At 72.1% G+C, this 26,822-nt stretch carries 23 protein-coding genes, 1 tRNA gene and 1 pseudogene; 17 read left to right on the top strand and 8 right to left on the bottom strand.

The window, feature by feature from the left end; genetic code table 11:
* Positions 1–3: 3 nt before the first annotated feature.
* The 3 genes from ABEB00_RS32315 to ABEB00_RS32305 are packed head-to-tail and all read left to right on the top strand — an operon-like array spanning position 4 to position 4,086.
* Positions 4–1,977: an ATP-binding protein gene (locus ABEB00_RS32315; RefSeq protein ID WP_345624239.1), complete on the top strand. Its 1,974-nt coding sequence runs from the start codon at positions 4–6 to the stop codon at positions 1,975–1,977.
* 8 nt (positions 1,978–1,985) lie between these two features.
* Complete coding sequence (locus ABEB00_RS32310) at positions 1,986–2,918, top strand: hydroxymethylglutaryl-CoA lyase (protein WP_345624285.1); 933 nt, start codon at positions 1,986–1,988, stop codon at positions 2,916–2,918.
* 4 nt (positions 2,919–2,922) lie between these two features.
* The gene (locus tag ABEB00_RS32305; protein WP_345624238.1) at positions 2,923–4,086 is read left to right on the top strand and encodes an acyl-CoA dehydrogenase family protein; all 1,164 of its coding nucleotides are present in this window, start codon (positions 2,923–2,925) and stop codon (positions 4,084–4,086) included.
* Positions 4,087–4,295: 209 nt separating this feature from the next.
* Here ABEB00_RS32305 and ABEB00_RS32300 read toward each other — a convergent pair whose 3' ends face one another.
* A complete protein-coding gene (locus ABEB00_RS32300; protein WP_345624237.1) occupies positions 4,296–5,858 on the bottom strand; it encodes a purple acid phosphatase family protein in 1,563 nt (520 codons plus the stop codon).
* A 165-nt stretch (positions 5,859–6,023) separates the two neighbouring features.
* Here ABEB00_RS32300 and ABEB00_RS32295 point away from each other — a divergent pair, with 165 nt between their 5' ends.
* A complete protein-coding gene (locus ABEB00_RS32295) occupies positions 6,024–6,281 on the top strand; it encodes a hypothetical protein (RefSeq protein ID WP_345624284.1) in 258 nt (85 codons plus the stop codon).
* A gap of 136 nt (positions 6,282–6,417) precedes the next feature.
* The gene (gene glmS / locus ABEB00_RS32290) at positions 6,418–8,235 is read left to right on the top strand and encodes a glutamine--fructose-6-phosphate transaminase (isomerizing) (protein WP_345624236.1); all 1,818 of its coding nucleotides are present in this window, start codon (positions 6,418–6,420) and stop codon (positions 8,233–8,235) included.
* Positions 8,236–8,269: 34 nt separating this feature from the next.
* Here glmS and ABEB00_RS32285 read toward each other — a convergent pair whose 3' ends face one another.
* The gene (locus tag ABEB00_RS32285) at positions 8,270–8,797 is read right to left on the bottom strand and encodes a universal stress protein (RefSeq protein WP_345624235.1); all 528 of its coding nucleotides are present in this window, start codon (positions 8,795–8,797) and stop codon (positions 8,270–8,272) included.
* Positions 8,798–9,251: 454 nt separating this feature from the next.
* On the opposite strand from ABEB00_RS32285, the gene ABEB00_RS32280 reads away from it, so the two are divergent.
* The 5 genes from ABEB00_RS32280 (at position 9,252) to ABEB00_RS32260 (ending at position 13,799) form a co-directional block, all read left to right on the top strand.
* Positions 9,252–9,500 (top strand): hypothetical protein, encoded by a 249-nt coding sequence (locus ABEB00_RS32280; RefSeq protein WP_345624283.1) that lies wholly within the window; start codon positions 9,252–9,254, stop codon positions 9,498–9,500.
* 386 nt (positions 9,501–9,886) lie between these two features.
* A complete protein-coding gene (locus ABEB00_RS32275) occupies positions 9,887–11,080 on the top strand; it encodes a helix-turn-helix domain-containing protein (protein WP_345624234.1) in 1,194 nt (397 codons plus the stop codon).
* Between the two features lie 205 nt (positions 11,081–11,285).
* On the top strand, positions 11,286–11,888 hold the full coding sequence (gene orn / locus ABEB00_RS32270; protein WP_345624233.1) for an oligoribonuclease: 603 nt from the start codon (positions 11,286–11,288) through the stop codon (positions 11,886–11,888).
* A gap of 131 nt (positions 11,889–12,019) precedes the next feature.
* A tRNA-His gene (locus ABEB00_RS32265) sits at positions 12,020–12,092 on the top strand.
* Positions 12,093–13,136: 1,044 nt separating this feature from the next.
* On the top strand, positions 13,137–13,799 hold the full coding sequence (locus ABEB00_RS32260; RefSeq protein ID WP_345624232.1) for an HAD family hydrolase: 663 nt from the start codon (positions 13,137–13,139) through the stop codon (positions 13,797–13,799).
* A 64-nt stretch (positions 13,800–13,863) separates the two neighbouring features.
* Here ABEB00_RS32260 and ABEB00_RS32250 read toward each other — a convergent pair whose 3' ends face one another.
* The gene (locus tag ABEB00_RS32250; RefSeq protein WP_345624290.1) at positions 13,864–13,998 is read right to left on the bottom strand and encodes a hypothetical protein; all 135 of its coding nucleotides are present in this window, start codon (positions 13,996–13,998) and stop codon (positions 13,864–13,866) included.
* Between the two features lie 35 nt (positions 13,999–14,033).
* Between ABEB00_RS32250 and ABEB00_RS32245 the strand changes: the two are divergent.
* Together ABEB00_RS32245 and ABEB00_RS32240 are read left to right on the top strand one after the other, a co-directional pair.
* Positions 14,034–14,354 (top strand): annotated as a pseudogene (locus ABEB00_RS32245) (winged helix-turn-helix transcriptional regulator); the annotation flags it as partial.
* A 199-nt stretch (positions 14,355–14,553) separates the two neighbouring features.
* On the top strand, positions 14,554–15,090 hold the full coding sequence (locus ABEB00_RS32240; protein ID WP_345624230.1) for a hypothetical protein: 537 nt from the start codon (positions 14,554–14,556) through the stop codon (positions 15,088–15,090).
* A gap of 14 nt (positions 15,091–15,104) precedes the next feature.
* On the opposite strand, the gene ABEB00_RS32235 is transcribed toward ABEB00_RS32240, so the two are convergent.
* Positions 15,105–16,160: a LacI family DNA-binding transcriptional regulator gene (locus tag ABEB00_RS32235; protein WP_345624229.1), complete on the bottom strand. Its 1,056-nt coding sequence runs from the start codon at positions 16,158–16,160 to the stop codon at positions 15,105–15,107.
* A gap of 326 nt (positions 16,161–16,486) precedes the next feature.
* On the opposite strand from ABEB00_RS32235, the gene ABEB00_RS32230 reads away from it, so the two are divergent.
* From ABEB00_RS32230 to ABEB00_RS32215, 4 genes are all read left to right on the top strand, one after another.
* Positions 16,487–17,806 (top strand): ABC transporter substrate-binding protein, encoded by a 1,320-nt coding sequence (locus tag ABEB00_RS32230; RefSeq protein ID WP_345624228.1) that lies wholly within the window; start codon positions 16,487–16,489, stop codon positions 17,804–17,806.
* A gap of 5 nt (positions 17,807–17,811) precedes the next feature.
* On the top strand, positions 17,812–18,819 hold the full coding sequence (locus ABEB00_RS32225) for a carbohydrate ABC transporter permease (protein WP_345624282.1): 1,008 nt from the start codon (positions 17,812–17,814) through the stop codon (positions 18,817–18,819).
* 12 nt (positions 18,820–18,831) lie between these two features.
* Complete coding sequence (locus tag ABEB00_RS32220; RefSeq protein ID WP_345624227.1) at positions 18,832–19,740, top strand: carbohydrate ABC transporter permease; 909 nt, start codon at positions 18,832–18,834, stop codon at positions 19,738–19,740.
* Between the two features lie 103 nt (positions 19,741–19,843).
* Complete coding sequence (locus tag ABEB00_RS32215) at positions 19,844–21,283, top strand: GH1 family beta-glucosidase (RefSeq protein ID WP_345624226.1); 1,440 nt, start codon at positions 19,844–19,846, stop codon at positions 21,281–21,283.
* Positions 21,284–21,390: 107 nt separating this feature from the next.
* Here ABEB00_RS32215 and ABEB00_RS32210 read toward each other — a convergent pair whose 3' ends face one another.
* From ABEB00_RS32210 to ABEB00_RS32200, 3 genes are all read right to left on the bottom strand, one after another.
* Positions 21,391–22,845 carry a glycoside hydrolase family 18 protein gene (locus ABEB00_RS32210; RefSeq protein WP_345624225.1) on the bottom strand — a complete coding sequence of 485 codons (1,455 nt, stop codon included), beginning with the start codon at positions 22,843–22,845 and terminating at the stop codon, positions 21,391–21,393.
* A gap of 137 nt (positions 22,846–22,982) precedes the next feature.
* The gene (locus tag ABEB00_RS32205) at positions 22,983–24,392 is read right to left on the bottom strand and encodes a sensor histidine kinase (protein ID WP_345624224.1); all 1,410 of its coding nucleotides are present in this window, start codon (positions 24,390–24,392) and stop codon (positions 22,983–22,985) included.
* Positions 24,389–25,093 carry a response regulator transcription factor gene (locus tag ABEB00_RS32200; RefSeq protein ID WP_345624223.1) on the bottom strand — a complete coding sequence of 235 codons (705 nt, stop codon included), beginning with the start codon at positions 25,091–25,093 and terminating at the stop codon, positions 24,389–24,391. Before ABEB00_RS32200 ends, ABEB00_RS32205 begins: the two co-directional genes overlap by 4 nt.
* 217 nt (positions 25,094–25,310) lie before the next feature.
* Here ABEB00_RS32200 and ABEB00_RS32195 point away from each other — a divergent pair, with 217 nt between their 5' ends.
* Positions 25,311–25,889 (top strand): hypothetical protein, encoded by a 579-nt coding sequence (locus tag ABEB00_RS32195; RefSeq protein ID WP_345624222.1) that lies wholly within the window; start codon positions 25,311–25,313, stop codon positions 25,887–25,889.
* Between the two features lie 33 nt (positions 25,890–25,922).
* On the opposite strand, the gene ABEB00_RS32190 is transcribed toward ABEB00_RS32195, so the two are convergent.
* Complete coding sequence (locus tag ABEB00_RS32190) at positions 25,923–26,792, bottom strand: spermidine synthase (protein ID WP_345624221.1); 870 nt, start codon at positions 26,790–26,792, stop codon at positions 25,923–25,925.
* Positions 26,793–26,822 lie beyond the last annotated feature (30 nt).

Raw genomic sequence — 26,822 nt, 5'->3', positions numbered from 1 at the left:
CCCATGTTTGACACGGTGCTTGTGGCCAACCGGGGCGAGATCGCCGTCCGCGTCGTGCGCACGCTGCGGGCGCTGGGCGTGCGCTCGGTGGCCGTCTTCTCCGACGCGGACGCCGACGCCCGGCACGTCCGGGAGGCCGACACGGCGGTACGGATCGGACCGGCGGCGGCCACCGAGAGCTACCTCCGCGTCGACCGGCTGCTGGAGGCGGCGGCCCGGACGGGCGCGCAGGCCGTCCACCCGGGGTACGGCTTCCTCGCGGAGAACGCCGGCTTCGCCCGCGCCTGCGAGGCGGCGGGGCTGGTCTTCATCGGGCCGCCCGCCGACGCGATCGCCCTGATGGGCGACAAGATCCGCGCCAAGGAGACGGTGGCGGCGGCCGGGGTGCCGGTGGTGCCCGGCGGACGCGACCCCGACCTCACCGAGGCCGCCCGCGCTCTGGGCGCGCCCGTACTGCTGAAGCCCTCGGCGGGCGGCGGCGGCAAGGGCATGCGGCTGGTGCGGGACCTGGCCGTGCTGGCGGAGGAGATCGCCGCCGCCCGCCGCGAGGCCCGCGCCTCCTTCGGCGACGACACGCTCCTGGTGGAGCGGTGGGTCGACCGGCCCCGGCACATCGAGATCCAGGTGCTCGCCGACGGCCACGGCGGCGTCGTCCACCTGGGTGAGCGCGAGTGCTCCCTGCAGCGCCGGCACCAGAAGATCGTGGAGGAGGCGCCCAGCGTGCTCCTGGACGAGGCGACCCGCGCGGCGATGGGTGAGGCGGCCGTGCAGGCGGCCCGCTCCTGCGGCTACCGGGGCGCGGGCACGGTGGAGTTCATCGTCCCCGGCTCGGACCCGTCCTCGTACTGGTTCATGGAGATGAACACCCGCCTCCAGGTCGAGCACCCGGTGACGGAACTGGTCACCGGCCTGGATCTGGTGGAGTGGCAGTTGCGGGTGGCGGCGGGCGAGCCGCTCGGCTTCACCCAGGACGAGGTGCGCCTGACCGGGCACGCGGTCGAGGCCCGGCTGTGCGCGGAGGACCCGGCGCGGGGCTTCCTGCCCTCCGGCGGCACCGTCCTGAGACTGCGCGAGCCCGAGGGGGACGGTGTCCGTACCGACTCCGGGCTCAGCGAGGGCACCGAGGTCGGCAGCCTGTACGACCCGATGCTGGCGAAGGTGATCGGGTACGGCCCCGACCGGGAGACGGCGCTGCGCAGACTGCGCGCCGCGCTGGCCGGGACGGTGACGCTCGGCGTGCGGACCAACGCCGGGTTCCTGCGGCGGCTGCTGGCCCATCCGGCGGTGGTGGCGGGCGAGCTGGACACCGGCCTGGTGGAGCGCGAGGTGGACGGCCTGGTCGCCGGGGACGTCCCCGAGGAGGTGTACGAGGCGGCGGCCGCCGTCCGGCTGGAGGCGCTCAGACCGAAGGGCGAGGGCTGGACGGACCCCTTCTCGGTGCCCAGCGGCTGGCGCCTCGGCGGCACCCCCAGGCCGCCGTCCTTCCCGCTGCGGGTGGGCGATCCGGTCGAGCACACCCCGCGCGGCACCCACACCGTCACCGACGAGACGGTCTCCGTGACGCTGGACGGGGTCCGGCACACCTTCCGCCGGGCCGGTGACTGGCTCGGCCGCGACGGCGACGCCTGGCAGGTACGCGACCACGACCCGGTCGGCGCCGCCCTGAGCCGCGCCGGGCGCGCGGGCGCCGACTCGCTGACCGCGCCCATGCCGGGCACGGTGACGGTGGTGAAGGTCGCCGTCGGCGACGAGGTGAGCGCCGGACAGAGCCTGCTGGTGGTGGAGGCGATGAAGATGGAGCACCTCATCTCCGCCCCGCACGCCGGCACCGTCACCGAACTGGACGTGGCCCCCGGCACGACGGTCGCCATGGACCAGGTCCTGGCGGTCGTCGCCCCGGCGGACGCGCCGGCGGACGCCCCGGCGCACCCGCCGGCCGACGCGCCCGTACCGGCGCCCGTACCGGAGGAGAAGTGACCCTGCCGATGGAGGTCCCGGTGCCCGGACTGCCCGCCCGGGTCCGCATCCACGAGGTCGGTGCCCGCGACGGCCTGCAGAACGAGAAGGCGGTCGTCCCCGTCGAGGTCAAGGCGGAGTTCGTGGGCCGGCTCGCCGGGGCGGGCCTGTCCACGATCGAGGCGACCAGCTTCGTCCACCCCAAGTGGGTGCCCCAGCTCGCCGACGCCGAGGAGCTGTACCCGAGGGTGGCCGCCCTCCCCGTGGCCCTGCCGGTCCTCGTCCCCAACGAACGCGGCCTGGACCGCGCCCTGGCGCTCGGCGCCCGCCGGGTGGCCGTCTTCGCCAGCGCCACCGAGTCCTTCGCCCGGGCCAACCTGAACCGCACGGTGGACGAGTCGCTCGCCATGTTCGCCCCGGTCGTCGCCCGCGCCAAGGCGGCCGGCGTCCACGTCCGCGGCTACCTGTCGATGTGTTTCGGCGACCCGTGGGAGGGCGCCGTCCCGGTCGCCCGGGTGGTCCGGGTCTGCCGTGCCCTCAAGGAGCTGGGCTGCGACGAAATCAGCCTCGGCGACACCATCGGCGTGGCCACCCCCGGACACGTCACCGCCCTGCTCGACGCCCTGACCGCCGGGGGCGTCCCCGTGGACACGCTCGCCGTGCACTTCCACGACACCTACGGCCAGGCGCTCGCCAACACCCTCGCCGCCCTCCAACGCGGTGTCAGCACGGTGGACGCCTCGGCGGGCGGCCTCGGCGGCTGCCCGTACGCGAAGTCCGCCACCGGGAACCTCGCCACCGAGGACCTGGTGTGGATGCTGCGCGGCCTCGGCATCGACACCGGCGTCGACCTCGACCGGCTCGTCGCCACCAGCGTCTGGATGGCCGCGCACCTCGGCCGGCCCAGCCCGTCCCGCACCGTACGAGCCCTCAGCCACGACGACTCCCCCCAGGAGCAGTGAAGCGATGGACCACAGACTCTCCCCCGAACACGAGGAACTCCGGCGCACGGTGGCGGAGTTCGCGCAGGACGTCGTGGCGCCGAAGATCGGTGACTTCTACGAGCGGCACGAGTTCCCGTACGAGATCGTCCGCGAGATAGGGCGCATGGGCCTGTTCGGGCTGCCCTTCCCCGAGAGCTACGGCGGCATGGGCGGCGACTACCTGGCGCTCGGCATCGTCCTGGAGGAACTGGCCCGCGTCGACTCCTCGGTGGCCATCACCCTGGAGGCGGGGGTCTCGCTGGGCGCGATGCCGCTGCACCTGTTCGGCACCGAGGAGCAGAAGCGGACCTGGCTGCCGCGGCTGTGCTCCGGCGAGATCCTGGGCGCGTTCGGGCTGACCGAGCCGGACGGCGGTTCGGACGCCGGGGCGACCCGGACCACGGCCAGGCTGGACGAGGCGGCGGGCGAGTGGGTGATCAACGGCACCAAGTGCTTCATCACCAACTCCGGTACGGACATCACCGCCCTGGTGACGGTCACGGCGGTCACCGGCCGCAAACCCGACGGCTCGCCCCGCATCTCCTCGATCATCGTGCCGTCCGGCACCCCCGGCTTCACGGTCGCCCCGCCCTACTCCAAGGTCGGCTGGAACGCCTCCGACACCCGGGAGCTGTCCTTCGACGAGGTCCGGGTGCCGGCCGCCAACCTGCTGGGCGAGGAGGGCCGGGGCTACGCCCAGTTCCTGCGCATCCTGGACGAGGGCCGCGTCGCCATCGCCGCGCTCGCCACCGGCCTCGCCCAGGGCTGTGTGGACGAGTCGGTCGGGTATGCCAAGGAGCGCCACGCCTTCGGCCGTCCGATCGGCGCCAACCAGGCCGTCCAGTTCAAGATCGCCGACATGGAGATGAAGGCCCACACCGCGAGGCTGGCCTGGCGCGACGCGGCCTCGCGGCTGGTGGCGGGCGAGCCCTTCAAGAAGGAGGCGGCGCTGGCGAAGCTGTACTCCTCGACGATCGCGGTGGACAACGCCCGCGACGCCACCCAGATCCACGGCGGCTACGGCTTCATGAACGAGTACCCGGTGGCCCGCATGTGGCGCGACTCCAAGATCCTGGAGATCGGCGAGGGCACGAGCGAGGTGCAGCGGATGCTGATCGCCCGGGAGTTGGGGCTCATGCCGGTCTGACGGGCCGAGGCCCTCGGCGTGAACCTGGTGGAGCCCCCGGAGGAGGCGAAGAAGGCGACCGGCGGCTGGTTCGAGACGCTGAGCTGGGAGAACGCCGACAAGGAAGGTCGGCCGACCGCCCGCACCCGGCGGCCGGGCCCCCCGGGGACGTGCCGCCCCGGGAGGGCCCGGCCGAGGCCGCCTCGCCGTGTCGCTGCTTCTCCCTGTCGCTACTTCGCGCGGCGCGCCACCGTGAAGTGGTCGACCTGCTCGCCGGTCTCGGCGATGCCCCGCACCTTCAGCGTGGCCAGCCGGCCCCGGGAGGCCGGGGTGACGTCCACCCGCAGGAAGGAGTAGTCGAGGTAGCGGACCCGCGACCAGGCCACCGTCTCCTGCTCCCGGCCGCCGTCCACGCAGACGAACGAGGACACCGCGTTGTTGTCCTTCTCGTGGCCCTCGTACGACTCGTCGGCGCTGAAGGCGTACAGGCTCTTGCCGGCCGCGCCGGCCGTGACGTAGACGACGCCGTCGGTCTCGGGGTAGGCGGTGCCGCCGATCGGCAGTTCCTTGGCGACTTCACCGCCCTTGATGACGTCGGTGCGCTCGTAGACGTGGTTGTGGCCGTTGATGACCAGGTCGACGGTGTACTTCTCGAAGAGCGGCACCCACTCGTCGCGTACGCCGCCCTCGGAGGCGTGGGCGGTGGAGGTGCAGTAGGCGCAGTGGTGGAAGAAGACGACGACGAAGTCGATGTCGTCGTCGGCCCGGTACCGCTTGAGCTGCCGCTCCAGCCAGGTGGTCTGGGTGCCGCCGGAGATGCCGAGGTTGGCCGGGATCTCGAAGGAGATGTCGTTGGCGTCCAGCGAGATGATCGCCGTGTTGCCGTGCACGAAGGTGTAGACGCCGGGCAGATTGGCCTGGTCGGGGCCGTTGGTGGGCAGCTCCCAGCGGGCCTCCTCGCCGCCGTAGCCGTTGGGCGAGTACCAGGCCTCCATGTCGTGGTTGCCGTACGCGACCATCCAGGGGACCTGCTTGGCGACCGTCTCGGTCTGCGCGAGGAACTGGTCCCAGGTGCGCGAGTCGAAGCCGGTGTCGCTGGTCTTGCCCTGGCCGGCCGGGTCCGCGTAGCAGATGTCGCCGGCGTGCAGGTGGAAGGCCGGGTTCTGGCCGAGGATCAGGCCGTCGTTGGCGAGGGCGTGGTAGCTGACGCCCTGGTCGCCGAAGGCGGTGAAGGTGAAGGACTCGGCCTTGGCGGGGGCGGTGGTGAAGGTGCCGAGGGTGCCGAGCAGGTGGGCCTGGGCGGGGTCGAAGCCGGCGTGGCCGACGCCGTAGTAGTAGGTCCGGCCCGGCTTGAGGTGGGTGAGCTTGGCGTGCAGGTAGTACTGCGTGTGGTCGCCGCTGGTGCCGACCCCGGCCGGGGTGTGCAGGGCGCGCACCTCGGCGTCGATCTTCCGGGAGAGGTCCCAGGGGTGGGCGCCGATCCGGATGAAGGGCTTCTTGACCGCGATCGGCACCTGCCAGGAGACGGTCATCTGGGTGCGCGGGTCGTTGCCGTAGGCGAGGTGGCGGCCGAAGGGGGCGACCAGGGCGCCGTCGACCGTCTCGGCGGCGGAGCCCTTCCGCGTCGGCGTGGCGGCCTGCGCGGTGGCACCCGGCACGAACGCGCCACCGGCCACCGCGCCCAGGGTGACCGCGCCACCCCGCATCATGGTGCGCCGGGAGAACTTGGCGCGCAGGTACTCGTGCTGCTCGGCCATGCTCATGCGCTCGGCCAGCTTCTCGGGAACGCCCATACGAGGAATGTCCATGGTGTCTGAAACTCGTCCCCTAGAGCAACGGCATTCGAGCCGCCGGATGGACAGGCGGCGAACAGCGTCTCATGAGAGTTTCAACAGTCACTTGCCCGATATCGGGCAGGATTCTTGCGGAAGCTCCTCCTGTACCCCAGGATCAACCGGGTGCACGACGAACTCGTTGATCATCTGACGCGGTCCACGCCCCTCAGCCGGGGCGAGGCGCTGCGCGTGGTCCAGGACGTGCTCGCCTACTTCGACGAGACGGCCGAGGAGTACGTCCGTCGCCGCCACCGCGAGTTGCAGAGCCAGGGCCTGGTGAACGCGACGATCTTCGAGCGGATCGAGGCGGAACTGAAGTACCGGGCGGTGGCACCCCCGGAACTGACACTCCGCCAGTTGCGCCGCATGGTCTACGGCTGACCCCCCGCCCGCCGCCCGTGCACGACTCGACCAGACCCACTGACGACTGACGACTGACGACTGACGACTGACGACTGATCCAAGAGCGATCTACGACCGATCTACGACCGATCTACGACCAAGGGAAAACGCATCCATGTGCGGAATCGTCGGATACATCGGGAAGCGCGACGTGGCGCCCCTGCTCCTTGAGGGCCTCCAGCGGCTTGAGTACCGCGGTTACGACTCGGCGGGCATCGTCGTGACCTCCCCCAAGGCGGCCGGCCTGAGGATGGTCAAGGCCAAGGGCCGCGTCCGCGACCTGGAGGCCAAGGTCCCGGCGCGCTTCAAGGGCACCACCGGCATCGCGCACACCCGCTGGGCCACCCACGGCGCCCCCTCCGACGCCAACGCCCACCCGCACATGTCGGCCGACGACAAGGTCGCCGTCGTCCACAACGGCATCATCGACAACGCCGCCGAGCTGCGCCGCAAGCTGGAGGCGGACGGCGTCGAGTTCCTCTCCGAGACCGACACCGAGGTCCTCGTCCACCTCGTCGCCCGTTCGACGGCCGAGAAGCTGGAGGACCGCGTCCGCGAGACCCTCCGGGTCGTCGAGGGCACCTACGGCATCGCCGTCGTGCACGCCGACTTCCCCGACCGCATCGTGGTCGCCCGCAACGGCTCCCCGGTCGTCCTCGGCATCGGCGAGAAGGAGATGTTCGTCGCCTCCGACATCGCCGCGCTGGTCACCCACACCCGGCAGATAGTGACCCTCGACGACGGCGAGATGGCCACCCTCAAGTCCGACGACTTCCGCACGTACACGACGGAGGGCACCCGTACCACCTCCGAGCCGACCACGGTGGAGTGGGAGGCCGCGTCGTACGACATGGGCGGCCACGACACCTACATGCACAAGGAGATCCACGAGCAGGCCGAGGCCGTGGACCGGGTCCTGCGCGGCCGGATCGACGACCGCTTCTCCACCGTGCACCTCGGCGGCCTCAACCTGGACGCCCGCGAGGCCCGGCTGATCCGCCGGGTGAAGATCCTCGGCTGCGGCACCTCGTACCACGCGGGCATGATCGGCGCCCAGATGATCGAGGAGCTGGCCCGCATCCCCGCGGACGCCGAGCCCGCCTCCGAGTTCCGCTACCGCAACGCCGTCGTCGACCCCGACACCCTCTACGTCGCCGTCTCCCAGTCCGGTGAGACCTACGACGTGCTCGCCGCCGTGCAGGAGCTGAAGCGCAAGGGCGCCCGGGTACTGGGCATCGTCAACGTGGTCGGCTCGGCGATCGCCCGCGAGGCGGACGGCGGCATGTACGTGCACGCCGGGCCCGAGGTCTGCGTCGTCTCCACCAAGTGCTTCACCAACACCACGGTCGCCTTCGCACTGCTCGCCCTGCACCTGGGCCGCACCCGCGACCTCTCCGTCCGCGACGGCAAGCGCATCATCGAGGGTCTGCGCAAGCTGCCCGGCCAGATCTCCGAGATGCTGGAGAAGGAGGAGGAGATCAAGAAGCTGGCCGCGCAGTACGCCGAGGCCCGCTCGATGCTCTTCATCGGCCGCGTCCGGGGCTACCCGGTGGCCCGCGAGGCGTCCCTGAAGCTCAAGGAGGTCTCGTACATCCACGCGGAGGCGTACCCCGCCTCCGAGCTGAAGCACGGCCCCCTCGCCCTGATCGAGCCCGCCCTCCCCACGGTCGCGATCGTGCCGGACGACGATCTGCTGGAGAAGAACCGCGCCGCGATGGAGGAGATCAAGGCCCGCAGCGGCCAGATCCTCGCCGTCGCCCACCGGGACCAGCCCAAGGCCGACCACACCATCGTCGTGCCGAAGAACGAGGACGAACTCGACCCCATCCTCATGGGCATCCCCCTCCAACTCCTCGCCTACCACACGGCCTTGGCCCTCGGCAGGGACATCGACAAGCCGAGGAACCTCGCGAAGTCGGTGACGGTGGAGTAGCGGCCCCGCATTCAGTGGAGCGGCGGCCCGGTGGTCAGGGGATGACCACCACGGGCCGCTGCGCCCGTTTGGCGAGCCGGCCCGCCACCGAGCCGAAGAGCCGGCCCACGAGGCCGTGCGTGGAGCCGACGACGATCGCGTCCGCCTCGTACTCCCGCCCCACCTCTTCGAGTTCGTGGCAGATGTCCCCGCCGCGCTCGACCAGGATCCAGGGCACCTCGGCGAGATAGTCCGCGCAGGCCAGCTCCAGCCCGAGGACCTCGGTGCGGTGGTCGGGGACGTCCACGAAGACCGGCGGCTCGCAGCCCGCCCACACCGTGGTGGGCAGCCGGTTGGCCACATGGACGATGATCAGGCCCTGCGCCAGCCGCCGCGCCATGCCGATGGCGTACGCGAGGGCGCGCTCACTGGAGGTGGAGCCGTCGAAGCCGACGACGACTCCGTGCTTGAAGGCGGGGTCGCACGAATGGCGTGGCTCTTCCGCCGCCAGGGGCTCGGCCGCCGTCGGATCGGCGACCGGACGCTTGCGGTCCGCGGGTTCGAAAAAGTCGTGACCGGCCATGGCTGTCTCGGCGTTGTGATCCTTTTTGGAAGGGACGGCACGGTGCGGCGGAGCTGTGTCCGGGAATCATCTTCCCAATCCCATACCCCCAAGGGTACGGCGGCACGCCTCCTTCACCAGGTTGCCTGACACGCCCCGTGCCGGGGTTCCCCGGAGCATGCACGAGGGTGCGCCCGTAACGCAATGGTTGCTGCGCTGTACAGGCGGTTTGCGCGGGATTTGGTCACCCTTGCGCCACCGGGGCGCCTGACGCCCCGTGGGAGCCCGCGGAGAGCGGTGTCCCGAAGTGACCGACCGGCCGGACGGGCGTTGAACCCCCGTGGACCATCCCCAGGTAACGCGCCCGCCCGGACCGCACCGCCCCGGCACCTCCGCGACCCCCGCCACCGCCACCGCTCCCGCAGCCGCCCCCGCCGCCGCCGAACGGCACCACCGGGACGGCGGCACCGACCTGATGCGCTGGGCGGCCTTCAGTTGCCTCTTGGTCCCGGTCGTGCTCCTGTGGTGCGGTACGTCCCTCGCCGGCACCGCGGGAACGGCGCTCGGCCTGACCGCGGTCACCGCCGCCTGCCGGGTGCTGCTGCGCCGCTCGGAGGCGGGCGCGCGGGCGGTCTCCGCGCCCCCTCGGGGACGGCACCACCGGGCCCCTCCGGGGGCGCGCGGGGGCGGTCGGCACCGTGGGAAAAACACACCGGTCGGCTGACCGGTTTCCGCGCACGCGCCCGCATCTTTTCAGCCAACTTCCACAGTCGGCGTGTTCCCTGCCCGAACCACCCCCCAATCCCCGTTCCACCTGCACGGAAAGGGTCCAGGAGACCCTGCGCACCCTACGGGGATTGGCCACCGTCACGAGGCGCACTTCCCCGCGGCGCCCGGGAGTGCAACGCTTCGTGATCGAATGCTTTACGCCAAGTTGCCATGTCGACTTTGTCCCAAGCTCCGAACCGGCCATCTCGGCAGGACGGGACACAGTAGATTCGATCTTGACTGTCTACGGCGGGGGACTCGTGCAGGACCGAGGGGAAACGTGTTGGAGCGACAGACCCGAAAGGATCAGGGAGCCGCGACCACCGAGGGGGGCTTAGCAGGATGAGCCACGACTCCACTGCCGCGCCGGAAGCCGCGGCCCGGAAACTCTCCGGGCGACGCCGCAAGGAGATCGTCGCGGTGCTGCTGTTCAGCGGCGGCCCCATCTTCGAGAGCTCCATACCGCTGTCGGTGTTCGGGATCGACCGCCAGGACGCCGGCGTGCCGCGCTACCGGCTGCTGGTCTGCGCCGGCGAGGACGGCCCGCTGCGCACCACCGGGGGTCTGGAACTCACCGCGCCACAGGGCCTGGAGGCGATCTCCCGGGCCGGGACCGTCGTGGTGCCCGCGTGGCGGTCGATCACCTCGCCGCCGCCGGAGGACGCGCTGGACGCGCTGCGCCGCGCCCACGAGGAGGGCGCCCGCATCGTCGGCCTGTGCACGGGCGCGTTCGTGCTCGCGGCGGCCGGGCTGCTGGACGGCCGCCCCGCCACCACGCACTGGATGTACGCGCCGACGCTCGCCAAGCGCTATCCGTCGGTCCACGTCGACCCGCGCGAGCTGTTCGTCGACGACGGTGACGTGCTGACCTCGGCGGGCACCGCGGCCGGGATCGACCTGTGCCTGCACATCGTGCGCACCGACCACGGCAACGAGGCGGCGGGCGCGCTGGCCCGGCGCCTGGTGGTCCCGCCGCGCCGGTCGGGCGGCCAGGAGCGCTACCTCGACCGGTCTTTACCGGAGGAGATCGGCGCCGACCCGCTCGCCGAGGTCGTCGCCTGGGCGCTGGAGCACCTCCACGAGCAGTTCGACGTGGAGACGCTCGCGGCACGCGCGTACATGAGCCGACGGACCTTCGACCGCCGGTTCCGCTCACTGACCGGCAGCGCGCCGCTGCAGTGGCTGATCACCCAGCGGGTGCTCCAGGCGCAGCGGCTGCTGGAGACGTCCGACTACTCGGTGGACGAGGTCGCGGGCCGCTGCGGCTTCCGCTCGCCGGTGGCGCTGCGCGGCCACTTCCGCCGCCAGCTCGGGTCGTCCCCGGCGGCGTACCGGGCGGCGTACCGCGCGCGCCGGCCGCAGGCCGACCGCTCGGCGGACGGTCCCGAGCCGAACGCCGGACGACCGCCCGTCCCGGTCGACCAGCAGACCGGTGCCCTCCACCCCGAGAGCACGGTGCCCTACCAGAGCCGGCGCCCGGCCCCCTCCCTGCCGACACCGGCGGCGAGCCTCCCGGGCCAGCGCAGCGCGCCGTGACCGGCTGAGCGAGCCGGGCGGGACCGACGGACCGGTTCCCGCCCGGCCCCGGAGCCCCTCGCGGCCCACCTGCGGCCCGCCCGCGGCCGAGGAGAGGTGCGGGGACCGGTCCCGGGCCCCGGCCGTCCGCACCACCCACGCCTCCCAGGCCCCCCGATCCGACGCCGGGGGCGGAAAAACCGCACGCCAGCCGTAGGGTGTTCGCATGAACGATCGCATGGTGTGGATCGACTGCGAGATGACCGGCCTCTCGCTGTCCGACGACGCGCTCATCGAGGTGGCCGCACTGGTCACCGACTCCGAGCTGAACATCCTCGGCGAGGGTGTGGACATCGTCGTCCGTCCGCCGGACCAGGCCCTGGAGACGATGCCGGAGGTGGTGCGGCAGATGCACACCGCCTCCGGCCTGCTCACCGAACTGGAGCACGGTACGACCCTGGCCGACGCCGAGGAGCGGGTCCTGGCGTATGTGCGGGAACACGTCAAGGAGCCCGGCAAGGCGCCGCTCTGCGGCAACTCGGTCGGCACCGACCGGGGCTTCCTGCTGCGGGACATGCCCACGCTGGAGGGCTACCTCCACTACCGGATCGTCGACGTCTCCTCGGTGAAGGAACTGGCCCGCCGCTGGTACCCGAGGGCGTACTTCAACAGCCCCGACAAGAACGGCAACCACCGGGCGCTCGCCGACATCCGCGAGTCCATCGCCGAGCTGCGGTACTACCGGGAGGCGGTCTTCGTACCGCAGCCCGGCCCCGACTCCGACACCGCCAAGGCGATCGCCGCGAAGCACGTCCTGCCCGCCCAGTAGTAGGGGCGGGCCGCTCCGCGAACCGCCGGGAAAGGGCCCCGCGAAAGGCGTGCGCGAGCACCCCTTCGGACCCTGTACACTTTTTCTCGGCCGGTAGGGAAACCCCGCGAGGGACTCCAGCACCGGTCATGGTGGGTGTAGCTCAGCTGGTAGAGCACCTGGTTGTGGTCCAGGAAGTCGCGGGTTCAAGTCCCGTCACTCACCCTTTATCGATCAAGGCCCGACCTGTGAAAACGGGGCGGGCCTTGATCGCGTCCAGGGTCACGGGAACAGCGCGGGAACACGACTACGTCCACCTGGTGACGCGTAGGTGGTGCAGCATCATCAGCGCCGCCACGGCATTGGCGTGCGGAGAGCCGGTCCGGCGAATCCGGTGAGGCCGGGGCTGATGGAGAACCTGGTGCGGCGGGTGCAGCGGGTGCTTCAGGTCCTGCCGGGGAGGCCGGGCCGCCGGGACCACAGGGTGAGCCCGGGCCTGCCGGAGCACAAGGCCCCGCGGGGGAGCGTGGTCCGGCCGGGCCGTCGTGCCCGGACGGGTACGACCTGCAGGCGCCGAGCTGGGACGCGGACGCTCTCGTCTGCCGCAACGCCGGCAGCACCCATGACCAACGGTCCCCATCGCCTCCGGGCGGTGGAGACCGTTTCGTCATGCCCGGAAGCGGCTACCGCAGCCTGCTGCGCCCACCGCCAGGAGGAGCCCCGGCACGGCGCCCACGAACGGCACGGCGACTCAGAGGCGACGCACCCTCCAGACCGCACGCGCGCCGCAGCAGGAGCAGCCGCTGCTCACCTTCCACACCGACAGCACGCCGGGCCAGCTCGCCGATCCTCCCCTCCGACAGCCCGGACATGACGACGGCCTGGCGGACGGCCTCCTCACACGCCGGTTTCCCGCAGTGCGCGGGTGACACCGGCGGCCCGGAAGAGGGGTGCTCGGGCGGCAGGTAGGTGACTGCGCAGCCGACACAGACGTAGATCGGTCGCATGGTGCTCTCCTCTGTCAGCCCTCGCCGGTGCCGTTGCACGCGGAGCAAGGCCCGGTCCACCGGCGTTCCACCGGCTGCCGGCGTCCGTCCTGGTCGGTCTCGACGGTGTGTTCTCTGTGGTCGGTCAGGCCGGAGCCTCCGCAGGCGGGGCAGGGCGGGTTAGCCATATGACCAGGATGCCCGATCCGGGTCATCTGCGTCAGGCCCAGCGGGAAAGTGCTACCCGGGCGAAGGGATGCCGGGCTGTGGGTAGGGTCGGCCCATGATTCGCGCAGTCATCTTCGACGTCGGTGAATGCCTCGTGGACGAGACCCGGGAGTACGGCACCTGGGCCGACTGGCTCGGCGTCCCCCGCCACACCTTCGCCGCCATGTTCGGCGCCGTCATCGCCCAGGGCCGCGACTACCGCGACGTGTTCCAGGAGTTCCGGCCCGCCTTCGACCTGTACACCGAGCGGGAGGCCCGCGCGGCCGCCGGGCAGCCAGAACACTTCGACGAGGACGACCTCTACCCCGACGTCCGCGACACGCTCGCCGCCCTTCGCGCTGACGGACTGTGGCTGGGCATCGCCGGGAATCAGACCATCCGGGCCGGCCGTATCCTCCGCGAGCTGTTCACCCCGGACGTCGACCTCATCGGCACCTCGGACGACTGGGGCGCTTCGAAGCCCGACCGCGCCTTCTTCGACCGGGTAGCCGAGGTCGTCCCCGCCGAACCGGCCGAGCTGCTGTATGTCGGCGACCGCGTCGACAACGACATCAGGCCGGCGGTGGCGGCCGGCATGCACACCGCGCTCGTCCGCCGCGGTCCGTGGGCGACGATCCAGTGGCGGACGGAGGACGCGGAGAAGCTCCCGACCATGAGAGTCGAGAGCCTCTTGGAGCTGTCCCCGGAGATCAAGCGGTTCAACGAGCGAGCGCGCTGACCGTCGTACCCCACTGGTACAGCCTCATCCGGATCACGCACGCACCGCTCGTGTTGGTGCGGAGTCAGCGCGCGCCGCACCTCCCGCACCCGGTCCACCTGGTGACGCGCAGGTGGTGCAGCAGCATCAGCGCCGCCACGGCATCGGCACCGCGGACCTCGCCGCGCGTCACCAGGTCGGGCACGCGCGTGAGGGGCACCCACTCCCGGCGAGACGACTCGAAATCGTCCTCGGGCCGACGCCGCACCGCGCGAGGTGCGCTTCGCGGAGCTGAGACGCCGGATGCCCGGCGTCTCGCAGAAGATGCTGTCCGTGACGCTGCGGAGCCTTGCCCGCGACGGGCTGGTCTCGCGCCGGGTCGAACCGACCGTGCCGCCGCGGGTCTTCCACCGGCTCACCGCACTGGGGCTGTCCCCGGAAGCCGCGCTCGCGGAGCTGCGTACCTGGGCGGAGGAGCACATGGCCGAGATCGACCGCGCCCGCACGGCCGCCGATCAAGAGGCCGGCGCCGCCGACGCCGCCGACGATGCCGCTGCGGGGCAGGCGGGCCGGTGACGCGCTCGGCCCGTCGCCCACGGCGGTGACACAGGCGTCGACGGCGACGGAGGACAGAGGCGCGCGCACGCCCAGACGTTCGACCCGACCCCACAAATAAAGGCATCCCCCCGCATTCCCCGGACCCCCTTCCTCCCACCGGTCTACCGTACGGACGACATACCGTGCCGCCCGTCGCGGCCGTACGAGGAGGAGTTCCATGTCATCGCCCTGTGGCCCCCAGAACGCTCCCGCCGGCGACGTGGGCGCGGCGCTGTTGATGGTCGACTCGCGGCTCAGAGCCATCTACGACGACAAGGGCGGGGCCGATGCCGAACAGCGGCGGCTGCTCGACCAGTTCGCCGCGTCCTTCGACTCCGAGGGCGTCGACGCGCTGCTGGACGGGGTGTGCACGCTCATCTACATGCTGGTGGAGTGGCTGCGGGCGGCGTGCGAGGAGCATGGCAAGGACGTACTGGAGCACTCGGTGCCCACCCTGGTGGCCACGATGCGGCAGATGCCCCGGACCTTCCAGCCCGAGGTCATCCCCACCATGGCCGGGCTGCTCATCGCGGCGGGCACCGGTCTGAGCCCCAATCTGTGGCGCGCGCAGTACGGGGAGTGGACCGATGCCGAGCTGAATCCACTGGAGGCCACGGCCGTGCTGCTCGCCGAGCAGATCAACCGGATCGCCGACGACCAGGACTTCGCCACCCGCCTGGTCACCGAGGCGCTGACCCGCGCGGAACTGGACTGACCGGCCGGCGCGCCTCACGAGGAGGCGCGCGCCACCAGCTCCGTCGCCAGTACCGCCTGGTGCCGGTCCAGGCCCCGGGAGGCCGCCGGGCGCCGGTCGGCGATCTCCGTCAGCAGCAGGTTCATCATCGCCCGGCCCATCTCCTGGATGGGCTGGCGGACGCTGGTCAGCGGCGGATCCATGTGGCGGGCGATCGCCGAGTCGTCGTAGCCGACCAGCGCCACGTCGTCCGGGATGCGGCGGCCCGCCGCCCGCAGGGCGTGCCGGGCACCGGCCGCGGTGACGTCCGAGGCGGCGAAGACCGCGTCCAGGTCGGGGCGGCGGCGCAGCAGTTCCGCCATGGCCAGGCGGCCGCCCTCCTCGCTGAAGTCGCCGCGCTCGATCAGCCGTTCGTCGGTGTCCAGGCCCGCGTCGCGCAGGGCGTCGCGGTAGCCGTCGACGCGACGCTGGGCACCGTAGACGTCCATCCGCCCGGTGATGTGGGCGATCCGGCCGCGGCCCCGGGAGGCCAGGTGCTCCACGGCCGAACGGGCGCCGCCGTAGTTGTCGGAGTCGACCGAGGCGAGGCGTTCCGCGGCCGACCGCGGGCCGCTGATCACCGCGGGTATCTCCAACTGGGCGAGGAGGTCGGGCAGCGGGTCGTCGGCGTGCACCGAGACCAGCAGGACGCCGTCCACCCGGTGGGCGGCCAGGTACTGGGCGAGCCGCTGCCGCTCCCGGTCGCTGCCCGCGAAGATCAGCAGGAGCTGCATCTCGGTGTCGGACAGCTCGGCCCCGACGCCGCGCAGCATGTCCGAGAAGTAGGGCTCGGCGAAGAAGCGGGTCTCCGGCTCGGGGACGACCAGGGCGATCGCGTCGGTGCGGTTGGCCGCCAGGGCGCGGGCCGCGGTGTTCGGCACGTACCCCAGTTCCGCCACCGCCACCTCGACGGCGGCCCGGGTCGCGTCGCTCACCCGGGGCGAGCCGTTGATCACCCGGGAGACCGTGCCGCGGCCGACGCCGGCGCGTGCCGCCACCTCCTCCAGGGTGGGCCGGCCACCGCTCCGCCCCCGCGTTCCGTGGCCTGCCATCGGCTCCGCCTCCTGTCGACACCCCGCACTCTGCGGCTGGCCTGGAATTTAACAGTCGTACCGGTGTGGCTCCTCGGAGTGTGACCGGCCAAGTCCAGTTAACAGGCCGATAACTGAACGCACATACGCGCGTCGACTGTCTTGACACCCCCGCCCGGACCGACGACTCTTCAACACATCACTTGTGGGAGCGCTCCCACAGTACCTGGCACATACACATCCCGCACGTTCCCCGCCCGAGCCGCAGCGTAGAACAGTGATGAACTAACGGGCCCAACAATGCAGTTGGCCGGGGGGTCGGCACGTCAGGGCAACTGGAGGATGCAATGCGAGCAGCACGCACGACAACCGCCCGCCGAACGCTGGCCATCGTGGCCGTGGCGTCGCTGGGCGCCGGGCTGCTGGCCGGCTGCGCCGATGACGGAGGCGACGACTCCAGTTCGTCGTCCGGTGGCGGCAGCGGCAAGACCAAGATCACCCTGGGGCTCTTCGGCACCTTCGGGTTCGAGGAGGCCGGCCTGTACAAGGAGTACGAGAAGCTCCACCCGGACGTCGACATCCAGCAGACCGTCGTCGAGCGCAACGAGAACTACTACCCCGCGCTCGTCAACCACCTGACGACCAACAGCGGCCTCCAGGACATCCAGGGCGTCGAGGTCGGCAACATCGCCGAGGTCGTGCAGACCCAGTCGGCCAAGCTCCTCGACCTGTCGAAGTACGGCAAGGAGGGCGACTTCCTGGACTGGAAGTGGCAGCAGGGCACCGCCAAGGACGGTCAGACGGTCGCCCTGGGCACGGACGTCGGCCCGATGGCCATCTGTTACCGCAAGGACCTGTTCGAGAAGGCCGGTCTGCCCACCGACCGCACCGAGGTCGCCAAGCTCTGGGCGGGCGACTGGGAGAAGTTCGTCCAGGTCGGCGAGGACTACCAGAAGAAGGCGCCGAAGGGCACCACCTTCCTCGACTCCCCCGGCGGTCTGATCCAGGCGATCCTCAGCAGTGAGAAGGAGCGCTTCTACGACTCCTCCGGCGAGGTCATCTACGAGAAGAACCCGGCCGTGAAGGCCGCGTTCGACCTCACCGCGAAGGCCGCCGAGGACGGACTGGTCGGCAACCAGACGCAGTTCCAGCCCGCCTGGGACACCACCATCGCCAACAACAAGTTCGCGGCGATGTCCTGCCCGCCCTGGATGCTCGGCTACATCAAGGGCAAGTCGAAGGCGGACGCGGCCGGCAAGTGGGACGTGGCCACCGCCCCGAAGTCCGGCAACTGGGGCGGCTCCTTCCTCTCGGTGCCGAAGTCCGGCAAGAACACGGAGGAGGCCGCGAAGCTGGCCGCCTGGCTGACCGCGCCCGAGCAGCAGGCCAAGCTCTTCGCCGTGCAGGGCAGCTTCCCGAGCACCCCGGCCGCCTACGACTCGGCCGCGGTCAAGAACGCCAAGAACGACATGACCGGTGACGCGCCGATCGGTGAGATCTTCGCCGAGGCCGCCAAGAGCAGCCCGGTGCAGACCATCGGCCCGAAGGACCAGATCGTCCAGCAGGGTCTGACCGACAACGGCGTCATCCTCGTCGCCCAGGGCAAGTCGCCCGAGGAGGCGTGGAACAACGCGGTCAAGACCATCAACAACAACCTGGACCAGTGACCGGAATGGCGACCGAGCACGACACCGCCGCGCCCCCCGTCAAGGGGGGCGCGGCCCCGGGCCGCCGGCCGGCCGGGGCCTCGCCCGAGGCGGAGAAGAAGCGGGCGCGGCTCTCCCGCCGCTGGCAGCGCGACATGCGCTGGAGCCCGTACGCCTTCGTCTCACCGTTCTTCCTGCTCTTCCTGGCGTTCGGCCTCTTCCCGCTGATCTACACCGGCTGGGCCTCGCTGCACCAGGTGGAGCTGACCGCGCCGACCGACATGAACTGGGTCGGCCTGCGCAACTACACCCGGATCTTCGACGACGACTTCTTCTGGAACGCGGCGCGCAACACGCTGACCATCGGCATCATCTCCACGGTGCCGCAGTTGCTGATGGCGATGGGCCTGGCGCACATCCTCAACTACAAGCTGCGTGGCTCCACCTTCTTCCGCGTGGCCATGCTCGCCCCGTACGCGACCTCCATCGCCGCGGCCTCGCTGGTCTTCGTGCTGCTGTTCGGCCGTGACTACGGCATGATCAACTGGGCGCTGGGTGCCGTCGGCATCGACAACGTCGACTGGCAGAACAGCCACTGGGCGTCCCAGTTCGCCGTCTCCTCCATCGTCATCTGGCGCTGGACCGGGTACAACGCGCTGATCTACCTGGCGGCGATGCAGGCGATCCCGCAGGACCTGTACGAGTCGGCGGCGCTGGACGGCGCCAGCCGGTGGCGGCAGTTCATCCACGTCACCCTGCCCTCGCTGCGCCCGACGATCCTGTTCACCGTCGTCGTGTCGACCATCGGCGCCTCGCAGGTCTTCGGCGAGCCGCTGCTCTTCGACGCGAACAAGGGCGCCTCCGGCGGCTCCCAGCACCAGTTCCAGACGCTCGGTCTCTACCTGTACGAGCAGGGCTGGGTCAACCAGCACCTGGGCCGTGCCTCCGCGATCGCCTGGACGATGTTCCTGATCCTCATCGTGATCGGGCTCGTCAACTCGCTCATCTCGCGCCGGCTGCGCGCCAGTAGTTAAGGAGAACCGGCCGTGACGACGACCCTGACCAAACCCCCGGCCGAGCCGGCGCTCCCGCCGCCCAAGCGGCCCCGGCGCGCCAAGGCGTCCCGCGCGGGCGGGCACATGCACGCCGGGCCGATCGCGTACGTGATCCTCGCGCTGTTCACGCTCGGCTCGCTGTTCCCGCTGGTGTGGACGGCGATCGCCGCCTCCCGCGACAACCAGCGGCTGGCGCAGAACCCGCCGCCGTTCTGGTTCGGCGCCAACCTGTTCGACAAGCTGGAGCTGGCCTGGACCGACGCCAACCTGGGCGAGGCGTTCCTCAACACCACGCTGGTCGCCGGCGTCTCGGCGCTGACCATCGTCTGCCTGTCGACGATCGCCGGGTTCGCCTTCGCCAAGCTCCGCTTCAAGGGGCGCGGCGCGCTGATGCTGGTCGTGATCGGCACGATGATGGTGCCGCCGCAGCTCAGCGTCATCCCGCTGTACATGATGGTCGCCAAGCTCGACTGGACCGACCAGCTCCAGGCGGTGATCTTCCCGTCGCTGGTGAGCGCGTTCGGTGTGTTCTTCATGCGGCAGTACCTGCTCCAGGCGCTGCCGGACGAGGTCATCGAGGCGGCCCGGGTGGACGGTGCCAGCAGTTGGCGCGTGGTGTGGCACGTGGTGTTCCCGGCGGCGCGGCCCGCGATGGCGGTGCTGGGCATGCTGATGTTCGTGCAGACCTGGAACGACTTCCTCTGGCCGTTCCTGGTGCTCACCCAGACCGGCAGTCCGACCGTGCAGGTCGCGGTCGCGGGCCTGGGCCGCGGCTACACCCCCGACCAGTCCCTGATCATGGCGGGCGCGCTGCTCGGTACGCTTCCCCTGCTGATCGTCTTCGCGATCTTCGGCAAGCAGATCGTCGGCGGCATCATGCAGGGCGCGGTCAAGGGCTGACGTCCTTCCTCTCCCGGGGGCCCGGGCACCGTCGCCCCGGCCCCTCCGCCCCCTCCCCCCTCGCCACTCGTCGGTCCTCTCGACCTCCTATGGGAGCGCTTCCATGCCTGAACCCGCGACACCACAGACCCCGGTGACCTTCCCGTCCGCCTTTCTCTGGGGTGCGGCGACCTCCGCGTACCAGATCGAGGGGGCGGTACGGGAGGACGGCCGCACCCCGTCGATCTGGGACACCTTCAGCCACACCCCGGGCAAGACGGCCGGCGGTGAGACCGGCGACCTCGCCGTCGACCACTACCACCGCTACCGCGACGACGTGGCGCTCATGGCCGACCTGGGCCTGAACGCCTACCGCTTCTCGGTCTCCTGGTCCCGGGTGCAGCCCACCGGCCGCGGCCCGGCCGTCCAGCGCGGCCTGGACTTCTACCGCAAGCTCGTCGACGAACTGCTGGCCAAGGGCATCAAGCCCGCGGTCACCCTGTACCACTGGGACCTGCCGCAGGAACTGGAGGACGCGGGCGGCTGGCCCGCGCGGGACACCGCCCTGCGGTTCGCCGAGTACGCGGCGATCGTCGGCGAGGCGCTCGGCGACCGGGTGGAGCAGTGGATCACCCTCAACGAGCCGTGGTGCAGCGCCTTCCTCGGTTACGCCTCCGGAGTGCACGCCCCCGGCCGGACCGACCCGGCGGCCTCGCTGCGCGCGGCCCATCACCTGAACCTGGCCCACGGGCTCGGCGCGGTCGCCCTGCGCTCGGTGATGCCGGCCCGCAACTCGGTGGCGCTGAGCCTGAACACCTCCGTCGTCCGCCCGCTCTCGCAGCAGCCGGCCGACCTGGTGGCGGCCCGGAAGATCGACGACCTGTCCGGCGGCATCTTCCACGGCCCGATCCTGCACGGCGCCTACCCCGAGCACCTCTTCGAGGCGACGGCGTCGGTGACCGACTGGTCCTTCGTCCAGGACGGCGACCTGACCGCGATCCGGCAGCCGCTGGACGCGCTGGGCCTGAACTACTACACGCCCACCCTGGTGTCGGCGGCCGACGCGGACTCCCGCGCGCCGCGTTCCGACGGGCACGGGGACAGCAGCCACTCGCCGTGGCCGGCCGCCGAGGACGTGGCGTTCCACCAGACGCCGGGCGAGCGCACCGAGATGGGCTGGACCGTCGACCCGACCGGTCTGCACGAGCTGATCATGCGCTACACCCGGGAGGTGCCGGGCCTGCCGCTGTACATCACGGAGAACGGCGCCGCCTACGACGACAAGCCCGATTCCGACGGCCGGGTCCACGACCCCGAGCGGGTGAACTACCTGCACGGCCACCTGTCGGCGGTCCGCCGGGCGCTGGCCGACGGCGCCGACGTACGCGGCTACTACCTGTGGTCCCTGATGGACAACTTCGAGTGGGCGTACGGGTACGACAAGCGGTTCGGCTCCGTGTACGTCGACTACGTGACCCTGGAGCGCACGCCGAAGTCGAGCGCCCTGTGGTACGGGCGCGCGGCGAAGACGGGCACGCTGCCGTCGGTGGAGCCGGCCGAGTAGACCACTGTCCGGGGACGGGGGAGCGGGGAACGGGGCGCGGCGTCCGACGGGGGCGCCGCGCCCCGCGTGTCCTGTCCGGGCCCGCGCTGCTCCCGGCCGGGCACGCCCTACTTGTAGGCGGCCAACGCCTTCGCGAAGGCGTTGGCCGCCTGGTCTATGGAGCTGCAGGTGGCGTCGGCCTGCTGCTTGGGGCCGCCGGGGCACGCCTTGTCGCGGGTGGCGGACCACATCGACAGCCGGCCCAGGCCCTTCCGCTCGGCGAAGGCGACCAGTTGGGTGGCGTCCTCCACCTTGAAGACCTCGGTGACGACGTCGTTGACGCCGATCATCGGCGTGACGGCGACCGCCTGCCAGGCCGCGCTGTCGGAGAGGCCGAGCACCCCCTTGATCTGGGCCTGGGTGGCGGTGGCGGCCTGTTCGGCGTAGGTGCCCATGTCGCCGCTGTAGGAGCCGCCGTAGTCCATCGCCATGATGTTGACGGTGTCGGTCGCGACGCCGTTCGCCTTCGCGTTCGCGAGGAGGTCGACGCCGGGCTGGGTCAGGCCCTCGGGCATCACCGGGAGGGTGAAGGAGACGTCCAGGTCCGGGTGGTCCTGCTGGAGGGTGGCGATCGCTTGGGCGCGGCGGGTGTTGGCGGCGGTGTCGGGCAGCGCGCCGCCTTCCACGTCGAAGTCGACCTTGGTGAGGTCGTAGGCGTCCACGACCTTCTCGTACGCCGTGGCCAGCGCGTCGGCGGAGGCGCAGGTGGTCGCCAGTTCGGAGCCGGCCGCGCCGCCGAAGGAGACCCGGACGTCGCCGCCCGCGGCGCGCAGGCCGCCGATCTGGGCGGCGACCGCGTCGCTCGCAAGGTCGGTGACACCGCCCCATCTGGGGGTGCAGCCGCCGCCGTCGGTGATGAAGGCGAGGGTGTACTCCTTCACGCCCGTCGCCTCGGCGTTGGCGAGGAGGTCGTAGGCCGGGTAGAGGGAGGTGTCGACGTACGGGGCGAAGCCGGCGCCGGCGGTGGTGCCGGTGCCGGGGTCCTCCGAGGCGGTCGCCGTGGGGGTGGGGGCGGGGGTCTGGGTGGCGGTGTCGGTCGGAGTGGCGGTCGGCGTCGCGGTCTCGGTGGGGCGGCCGCTGGGCTCGGGGGTGGCGCCGGCGTCGGTGGCGCAGGCGGTGCCGTCGACCGTGCATCCGGTGGGGTCCGCGGCGCCGTCCACGACGAAGCCGACGGTGACCGACTCGCCGGCGGCGAGGCCGTCGGAGTCCCACTTCGGGGCGGTGACGGTGACGTGTTGCCCGCTCACCTTCGACTCGCCGTTCCACAGGGAGCCGAGCTTCGTCCCCGCGGGCAGGTCGAACTCCAGCGTCCAGCCGGCCTTCGCCTGCCCGCTGCCGTTGGTGACGACGTACTGCGCGGTGTACCCCGTCGACCAGGTGCTGGTCTTCGTGTACGCGGCGCCGACCCCGGCCGCCTGGGCGGAGCCGGTGAGCAGCAGCGCGCCGCCGCCCGCGACGGCCGCCGCCACGACAGCGCCGATCGCCTTGTTCCTGCCGCTGATCCTGCGTCGGTGCGTACTCATCGCGTGCCTGCCTTCGCTGTTCACGGGGTTCCCGGACGTGGGGCTGGGGTCCGGGGAGGGGGTGCGGCAGCACGCTAGCCGCGGGGAAACGGGCAAAGTGCCTGATCCGGGCGGCGGTCGGTGATCTTAGGGTGCGCTTAAGGAAGGGATCGGGACCGATTAACACTGGGGGTCTGCCGGGGCGGTCTGCGTCTGCGCACCGCGCCCCGGTGGCCACGTCGCACGGGCGCCCGGCCGTCGAGCTGGAGCCAGATCCGCACCTCGGTGCCGCCGAGCACGGAGGAGCCGATGCGGACGTCCCCGCCGGTGGACTCCGCGAGCCGGCGCACGATGTCCAGGCCGAGCCCCGTCGACCCGTCGCTGCCCGAGCCCCGGCCGCGTGCCATGGCCGCCCCGGGGTCGGGTATGCCCGGTCCCGCGTCCGAGACGAGGACGATCACCGCGTCCTCGCCGTTGTGCACGTCGACCGCGAAGGCGGTGCCCTCGGCGGTGTGCCGGAAGACGTTGCCCAGCAGGGCGTCGAGGGCGGCGGCCAGGTCGGCGCGGGCGACGGGGACGCGCACCGGCCGTTCGGCTCCCGCCACCCGCCATTTGCGGCCCTCGTCCTCGGCCAGCGCCGACCAGAACCCCATCCGCTCGCGGACCACCTCGGCGGCGTCGCACCCGGCGCCGGGTCCGGCGGCGGCGGTCTGCGGTTTGGCGTCCCGGGCGGTGCGGATGATGGTGTCGACCTCGCGCTCCAACTGCTCGACGGCGGCGCGGGTCTGGTCGGCGGCCGGGCCCTGGCCGAGCGAGGCCGCGTTGAGCCGCAGCACGGTCAGCGGGGTGCGCAGCCGGTGGGAGAGGTCGGCGGCCAGCTCCCGCTCGTTGGCGAGGAGCTGGACGACCTGGTCGGCCATGGAGTTGAACGCCACCGCGGCCAGCCGCAGTTCGGTCGGCCCCTCCTCCCGCACCCGGGAGCCGAGCCGTCCCTCGCCCAGTTCGTGCGCCCCCTCGACCAGCCGCTGGGCGGGCCGCACCATCCGTATCCCCAGCCGGTCGGCGACGGCGACCGAGCCGACGACGAGCGCGGCACCGACGGCGGCGAGCACCGCCCAGGCCGTGCCGACGCCGTTGGTCATCTCGGACTCGGGGACGTAGACCTCGACGACGGCGATCTGGCCGGAGCTGAGCGCGACCGGCTGGAGCAGGGTGGAGCCGCCGGGCACCTGGGTGGTGGAGGCGCGGCCCAGTTCCCGTACGGCCGCGATGTCCTCGGCGGCGGCGCGGGTGCGGCCGATGTCGACGGCGTCCCCGGCGCCGCCGGCCGCCGGTATGTGCACGGCCACCCCGGCGTCGTCGGAACCGGCCGCGGCGACGACGCGCTCCAACTGCTCGCGGTCGGTGGTGATGGAGAGCGCCGGGGCGACGGCCGCCGCCTCGCGTTCGGCGCCCGCGAAGGCACGGTCGCGGGCCATCTCCCGGATGACCAGGCCGAGGGGCACGGCGAAGGCGATCACGACCATCGCGGTGACCGCCAGGGAGACTTTGACCAGGGCCCACCTCATCGCGGCGGCTCCCCACCGGGCGGCTCCAGCTTCACGCCGACCCCGCGCAGGGTGTGCAGGTAGCGGGGCCGGGCGGCGGTCTCGCCGAGCTTGCGCCGCAGCCAGGAGAGGTGGACGTCGATGGTCTGGTCGTCGCCGTAGGACTGCTGCCAGACCTCGGCGAGGAGTTCCTTGCGGGGGACGACCACGCCGGGCCGGCCGGCCAGGAAGGCGAGCAGGTCGAACTCGCGGCGGGTCAGGTCCAGTCGGACGCCGTCCAGGCCGGCCTGGCGGCGCAGCGGGTCGACGGTCAGACCGCCCACCCGCAGGACGGTGGACGGCGGTGCCTCTCCCGTGCCGGAACGGGCGCGGCGCAGTACGGCGGCCATCCGCGCCGAGAGGTGCTCGACGGAGAACGGCTTGGTGAGGTAGTCGTCCGCCCCGGCGTTGAGCAGCCGGACGATCTCCGTCTCGTCGTCGCGGGCGGTGGCGACGATCACGGGGACGTCCGTGATGCCGCGCAGCATCTTCAGCGCCTCGGACCCGTCGAGATCGGGCAGACCGAGGTCGAGGACGACCACGTCGAAGCGGAGCTGGGCGACCTCGCGCAGCGCCTCCAGTGCCGTACCGACACTGCGCACGGTGTGCGAGGCGTCGGTCAGGTGCCGGATGAGCGCGGAGCGTACGAACTGGTCGTCCTCGACCACGAGCACACTTGCCATGGGCGGCACCGTACGCCATGCGGGGGAACACGGGTTCGGGCCTGTGGACAACTCGGCGGCTGTGCACGACTTCAGGGCTGTTGACAGCTTCAGGGCTGTGGACGACCTCAGGGCTGTGGACGACTTCACGGCTGTGGGCGACTTCACGGCTGTGGGCGACTTCACGGCTGTGGGCGGCGGGCGACAGGTGCGGGGCGGGTGGGGCAGTATGGCCGCGATGCGCAGAGGACTCGTACACGTACTGGCCTGGCTGCTCGCCACGGGCGCGGCGGTCACGTTGTCGTGGTGGGGTGTCCACACGGTCATGGCGGGCACCGCGTACGACCCGCCGCGCGCCCTGCCCATCACGGCGGTCGAGGCGACGGCCCCGGAGGCGGAACCGGGAACCTCCGCGACCAGCCGGCCGGCCCCGTCGGTGAGCCGCTCGGCGACGCCCGCCCGCACCGGGGCCTCCGAGACGTCCGGGGCTGCCGGGACGTCCCGGGAGCCGAGCCCGGCGCCGTCCAGGACGCCGTCCGCCACCGCCTCCGAGGACCGTCCCGCGCCCGCCCCCTCCGCCGCGGCCGCGACCTCCGGTCAGGTGCGCGGTTACGACACCGAGGGCGGCCGTGCGGTTTTCGACCTCGGGAAGTCGTCGGCGTCACTGGTGTCGGCGACCCCGGGCGCGGGCTGGTCGATGCAGGTGTGGAAGACGGAGTCGTGGATCCGGGTGGAGTTCGCCTCGGGCGCGGACCGGGTGTCGGTCTTCTGCACCTGGCACGACGGGCCGCCGCGGGTCGAGATCGGGACGTACTGAACCGCCGGACCGACCGACGACCGACCGGCCTCGTCAGTCGAAGACCGAGGGCGGGGGTGCGGGGGACGCCACCGCGGCGGCGTCCGTGACGGGTACGGCTCCCCCGGTGAAGTCGGTGAGCGCCCTGCCGTGTTCGACGCGGGCGGGCTGCGGGTCGGAGGCGGCGCGGCGGGTCAGTTCGGCGAGCGGCAGCGGCCGGTCGGAGGCGACGAGGACGGCGTTGCCGAACCGCCGGCCGCGCAGGACGGCCGGGTCGGCGATCAGGGCGAGTTCGGCGAACCGGGCGGCGGCGGTGGCGATCTGCCCGCGCAGGTGGGCCAGGGGCGGGCCGTCGGCGAGGTTGGCGGCGTAGACCCCGCCGGGCGCGAGGGCCCGGCGGACCTCGTCGAGGAACTCGGCGGAGGTCAGGTGCGCCGGGGTGCGGGCGCCGGCGAAGACGTCGGCCACCACGAGGTCGGCCCAGCCGTGGGGCACCTTGGCGAGTCCGGCGCGGGCGTCGGTGGAGCGGACCCGGACGCGGGCGGCGGGGTCGAGCGGCAGTTCCCGGCGGACCAGTTGGACGAGGGCGGCGTCCCGCTCGACGATCTGCTGGGTGGAGCGGGGCCGGGTGGCGGCGACGTACCGGGCGAGGGTGAAGGCGCCGCCGCCGAGGTGCACGGCCCGCACCGGGCGGCCGGGCGGGGCGACGAGGTCGGCGACGTGCCCGAAGCGGCGCTGGTACTCGAAGGCGAGGTGGGAGGGGTCGTCCAGGTCGACGTGCGACTGCGGGGCGCCGTCGATCAGCAGGGTCCGGGCCCTGGGCCGCTCCCGGTCGGGCACCAGTTCGGCGCGGCCGCCGTCGACGTCCGCCACGACGGTCTCCGCCGCGCCCCGGTCGCGCCGGGCCCTGCTGGTCTTTCCCATCCGGCCATTATCGCGGGGCCCGCCCGCACC

This window comes from Streptomyces ziwulingensis (genome assembly GCF_039542605.1).
Taxonomy (GTDB): Bacteria; Actinomycetota; Actinomycetes; order Streptomycetales; family Streptomycetaceae; genus Streptomyces; species Streptomyces ziwulingensis.
This window is presented reverse-complemented; position numbering and strand designations above follow the sequence as displayed.